We start from the raw sequence: 2,049 nt of genomic DNA, 5'->3' as shown, positions 1-2,049 counted from the left end.
GACAGCGAAGTCTGCCCCTTCAACTTCGCCCAACTGGAGAAACTCGCCCTGGAGCTGCCCTCGTTGCAGCACAACATGAACAAGATCCTGAGCCGGGAAATCGTCCGTGAGCACAACCTGCTGATGATGATGGGCAACATGAACTCCGATGAACGCCTGGCCGCCTTCCTCCTGAACCTGTCGCAACGGTTGAGCATTCGGGGTTACTCGTCCAGAGACTTTGTACTGAAAATGCGTCGCGAAGAGATCGGCTCCTATCTGGGCCTGCGCCTGGAAACCATCTGTCGGGGCATCGCTCATCTACGGGACTCGGAACTGGTCGAGATTTCCGGGCGTAACGTCAAAGTGCTGAATCTGGACGGGCTCAAGCAACTGGTCGCCGGCTGCCACCGGGAATCCCCCCTGTAACGCCTTGCGGTGCATCGGCTTTTGGAGAATCGTCATGCGCGCCATGGTTCTGCATGCCCCCGGCCAGCCGCTGCAACGGGAAGAACGTCCCGTGCCGCAGCCCGGCGCGCAGCAACTGTTGATCAAGGTGTTGGCCTGTGGCGTGTGCCGCACCGACCTGCATTTGGTGGACGGTGAACTGCCGCAAGCAGTGCTGCCGCGGGTGCCGGGCCATGAAATCGTCGGTGAAGTGACAGCGGTGGGTGGCGACGTTTCGCCCGACTGGGTCGGCAAGCGCGTCGGCGTTCCCTGGCTTGGCTGGACGTGCGGTGAGTGCACGTTTTGCTGCTCGGGCCGTGAAAACCTCTGCGACCGGGCACAGTTCACCGGCTGTCATCGGGATGGCGGTTATGCCGACTACACGGTTGCCGATGCCCACTTCTGTTTCCCCCTCCCGGACGCGATCTCGGCCACCGAAGCCGCACCGCTGCTGTGTGCCGGGCTGATCGGTTTTCGCGCCCTGCAAATGGCCAAAGGTGCACGTCACCTGGGCCTCTATGGCTTCGGTGCGGCAGCGCATCTGGCGATTCAGGTGGCGCGGGGCCGAGGACAGCAGGTGTACGCCTTCACTCGACCGGGCGACAGCGAGGGCCAGGCTTATGCCAGGACGCTGGGCGCCGTGTGGGCAGGTTCCTCGGATCAGCCGCCACCGCATCCGCTCGACGCCAGCCTGATCTTCGCCCCTGTCGGTGCACTGGTGCCACTGGCGCTGGAAGCCACAGTCAAGGGCGGTTGTGTGGTTTGCGCAGGCATCCACATGAGCGACATCCCCAGCTTCCCCTATCGACTGTTGTGGGGCGAACGCAGCGTCCGCTCGGTGGCGAACCTGACCCGCGAAGACGGCACCGCGTTTTTTGCCGAACTGCGCCATACGCCCGTGCACAGCGACGTCACCTGTTTTGCCCTGGACGATGCCAATCAGGCGCTGGCAAGCCTGCGGGCCGGTCAGGTCAAAGGGGCGATCGTGCTCGTCCCCTGACGCTCGCCCCTGCCGTTCGGTGTTTTTTCCGGCACCGTCCACCAACAACGCTAGGCTTACGGATGACGTGGCGATGCCTCGTCATTCTGCAGGGAGCGCAAAAAATGGAATTAATTGACGGTTGGCAGCCTCTCTCTCTCAGGACAGCCTGTATCAGGGAGGAATGCCGCCATGCAGATTTCTAATCATTACAAATGGTCTGCCTTGGCAGCCATTGCACTGACCCTCTTCAGCGTACTGATATTTTTGCTGATCAAATCCTACTCGTACGACACATCGACCTACTTCGAGTCGCGCGACTTCGTGCGTCAACTCAAGCAATACGATGCCAATTGGAACGTGAAGCTCCTGCGAGCCAAAATCGGCATGAACAACAACCTGTTGCTGGTGGCGCCGCCTGAAGCGGAAGAGCGCTGGCAACAGCTCGATAGCCTCAACGCTGTCGGCCCGCTCCCGACCCTTTGGCAAACCCGACGCCAGGGTTATCTGGAAGCGGTAGAAAACAAAGCCCGGTTGGTTGAGCAATTCAAACAGCACAACACGGCCTTGCGAACAGCATTCGAGGCCCTGCCTACGCTGGAAGATGCCATTCGGGTGTTGCAGGAAGATTCCAACGACAAACT

The 2,049-nt window shown here is 60.6% G+C and carries 3 protein-coding genes; all 3 read left to right on the top strand.

Features of this window, described 5'->3' with window-relative positions:
• Positions 1 to 408, top strand: a 408-nt coding sequence (locus AC1DLB_RS28515) for a helix-turn-helix domain-containing protein (protein ID WP_477786136.1), incomplete at its 5' end; no start/stop codon positions are given.
• 34 nt (positions 409 to 442) lie between these two features.
• The gene (locus tag AC1DLB_RS28510; protein WP_477744315.1) at positions 443 to 1,426 is read left to right on the top strand and encodes a zinc-dependent alcohol dehydrogenase family protein; all 984 of its coding nucleotides are present in this window, start codon (positions 443 to 445) and stop codon (positions 1,424 to 1,426) included.
• Between the two features lie 171 nt (positions 1,427 to 1,597).
• Positions 1,598 to 2,049: DAHL domain-containing protein (locus AC1DLB_RS28505; protein WP_477786135.1), on the top strand; the 452-nt coding region annotated here is incomplete at its 3' end.

The sequence above is a fragment of the Pseudomonas sp. 05N434 genome (assembly GCF_056396965.1).
Note: the sequence above shows the minus strand (reverse complement) of the source record. Positions and strands in the feature narration are given on the sequence as shown.

Coding starts and splice junctions, on each gene's coding strand:
- AC1DLB_RS28510 (WP_477744315.1), top strand. CDS start 443: ATGCGCGCCATGGTTCTGCATGCCCCCGGCCAGCCGCTGCAACGGGAA.